General features: G+C 67.3%; 2 protein-coding genes. One reads left to right on the forward strand and one right to left on the reverse strand.

Annotated elements, in window-relative coordinates; genetic code table 11:
- Positions 1-770: 770 nt before the first annotated feature.
- Complete coding sequence (locus ONA70_RS35980; protein ID WP_406601306.1) at positions 771-1,070, forward strand: helix-turn-helix domain-containing protein; 300 nt, start codon at positions 771-773, stop codon at positions 1,068-1,070.
- Positions 1,071-1,501: 431 nt separating this feature from the next.
- On the opposite strand, the gene ONA70_RS35985 is transcribed toward ONA70_RS35980, so the two are convergent.
- A partial coding sequence (locus ONA70_RS35985; protein WP_265010936.1) for a hypothetical protein occupies positions 1,502-1,993 on the reverse strand: 492 nt, incomplete at its 5' end.

A 1,993-nucleotide genomic window follows, 5' to 3' on the forward strand; every position in this document is an offset into this window, starting at 1 on the left:
GAAGCGGATGCGCCATACGGTCGATGCCGGCTCGTTGGTAACGGAACGTCACGATGGCCGCCCGCCTGTTCCTGTGGGTCTCGCTGAATCCGCTGGCCGGCTCGCGGGCGGTTGAAGGCTCGAAGCTCGGACCGTCGCCGAGAAAATCTATGACCAACCTACTAGACATTCTTGCCGCGACTGGCTAGTGTTCCTGGCGTTGGCAGAAGAGATCCGAGGAAAACGCAGACGAGTCAGACCGAGCATCAAGCAGGGCCCGGACCCATTTCGTGGCTCGCTCGGCACAGCGGTGGAAGTACGCATCACCGCACGCAGCAAGGCAAGGCACGTGGAAGGTAAGCCCTGATGTAGTTCCAGGTCAGGGCAAAGCAGGCGGGGCGATGCTGATTGAGCGCCCGGCCTGGCAGGACAGTTCGCCGCACGTGTGCGGGGCCATGAAGTTGCGTGGGGCTTCGACACCGGCGGGCAGCACGACAGCACCACAGATATCGGAAGCAGAGGAAAGGGAGGGCTGAACACCGTTGGATCGCCCGCCGCCAGGACGCAGTTCCAACTCTGGGGCGGACACCGCAGTTTCCATCGAACGAGAGGTGGTCTCCGGTCACGCTTATGCGATCCTCGCACCCCACACCGCTGACGGCGGCAGGTGCGGATACGACAACCCGACGAACCTGTCGGTAGATGGTGTTTTCGACCCGTAACCCTGGGCCCCGGCGCTCTCGCGCCGGGGCCCTCGTCATGGAGAGATGTATATGGCCCAACCCGATGACATGTTCGGCGACGACGACTACCCCGCCTACACGATGGGCCGCGCTGCGGAGATCACCGGCGCCTCGCCGGATTTCCTGCGCCGGCTCGACGAGGCGAAGCTGATCACCCCGTTCCGGTCAGCCGGCGGGCACCGCCGCTACTCCCGCTACCAGTTGCGCCTCGCCGCCCGGGCTCGGGAGATGGTCGACCAAGGCACCCCTCTGGAAGCCGCCTGCCGGATCATCATCCTCGAGGACCAGCTCGAAGAAGCCCTCCGGCAGAACGAGAATTACCAGCGCCAACAAGAAGCCGGCGCCTGACCCGGTTCGCCTCACGGTTCTTCTCCGTCACGAGAGGGACCGTTTGTCGCACTCTCTCCGCTGAACTGAACGCGGAGCACACCGCCCAGACAGGTGACCTCCTGCCAGCTCGCCCCGCTCGCCAGGCCACTACCCGCGCCGTAGCACTACCGGCACCGCCGCGACCTACACCGATCGCAGCACCGCCGACGCCACGGACTCTTGGCGTCCGGATCTGCCGCGATGGCGCGCGGCGGCTCGGGCGCCAAACAGTCACCCTCAGTTATCACGATCTCGGCTCGACTCGGACAGCGGGAGGAGGCACGGCGGAGATCATCAGCGCCGCGGCTGCCGCTCCGTCATGCGTTCGGTCGGGACGTTCGTCTACTCGGCTCCGCACGGTGGCGACGTGTTCGGGTGCCGCCTTTGACTTCGCATGCCGATTCGAAGGTTCAGCGTAGGGCGGTGTGGGCTTCGGTGAGGAAGCGGTCGCGGTCGTCGCCGTGGGCGATTGCCGCGTTGTAGACGGCGTCGATCGCGGCGACCAGCGGATCGTCATTCGCCAGGGCGATCAGGGCGGGGAACGCGGCGGCCTGCTGGCGCACGTCGGTGACGTGACGTGTGCCGGACGCCCTCGCGGCCAGGTGGAGCGTGATGGTGGTGTGCGGCACCTCGGGATCGGACAATAGGCGGTTGAACGCGGCGGCACCGCTCTGCTCGGTGAAGGATCGGGGTAGTGGACGGTCGGCCTCGGCGGCGGCGAGCGCGTCGGCGATCCACCCGATCCGTTCCAGCCCGGCCACCCGCATCGCGCGGCGGGCCGCCCAGCAGGCTGTCTCACGCTGGCCGGCGGCGGGCAGCGCGTCGATACGGTCGAGCAACGGGCGGTCGATCCGGGCCAGGGACCGCGCCTGACTGACGAGCCCGCGGACCCGGTCCGACGA

The sequence above is a fragment of the Micromonospora yasonensis genome (genome assembly GCF_026013475.1).
GTDB lineage: Bacteria > Actinomycetota > Actinomycetes > Mycobacteriales > Micromonosporaceae > Micromonospora > Micromonospora yasonensis.